This is a genomic window from Rhodococcus sp. 105337 (assembly GCF_012844225.1).
Classification (GTDB): Bacteria; Actinomycetota; Actinomycetes; order Mycobacteriales; family Mycobacteriaceae; genus Rhodococcus.
The window spans coordinates 1-542 of sequence record NZ_JABAGQ010000035.1 but is presented as its reverse complement, the minus strand read 5'-3'; the positions used below and the strand labels follow the sequence as shown (position 1 = coordinate 542).

At 64.4% G+C, this 542-nt stretch carries 1 protein-coding gene; it reads right to left on the bottom strand.

Annotated features, from left to right (window positions below):
* Positions 1-2: 2 nt before the first annotated feature.
* The coding region (locus HF886_RS20860; RefSeq protein ID WP_169653384.1) for an acetyl-CoA C-acyltransferase at positions 3-542 on the bottom strand (540 nt) is incomplete at its 5' end.

The following is a 542-nucleotide window of genomic DNA, read 5'->3' as shown; positions in this document are numbered from 1 at the left end:
GATCAGCTCAGGCGTTCGAGCACCATCGCCATACCCTGACCACCACCGACACACATCGTCTCCACACCGAACTGCTTGTCCTGCTCACGCAGATTGTTCAGCAGCGTGTTCGTGATCCGCGCACCCGTCATACCGAACGGATGCCCCAGCGCGATCGCACCACCGGAGATATTGAGCTTGTCCTCATCGATCCCGAGTTCACGAGCCGACCCGAGCACCTGCACCGCGAACGCCTCGTTGATCTCGAACAGATCGATATCCGAGATTCCCATCCCCGCATTGGCCAGCGCCCGGCGAGTCGCATCGATCGGACCCAGACCCATGATCTCCGGCGACAAGCCCGACACCCCGGTCGAGACGATCCGCGCCAGCGGCGTCAACCCGAGAGCCTTCGCCTTCGTGTCGGACATGATCACCAGCGCCGCCGCACCGTCGTTCAGCGGGCACGCATTACCTGCGGTGACCGTGCCGTCCGGACGGAACACCGGCTCGAGCTGGCTGACCTTCTCGTACGTGGTGCCGGCGCGCGGGCCGTCGTCGGT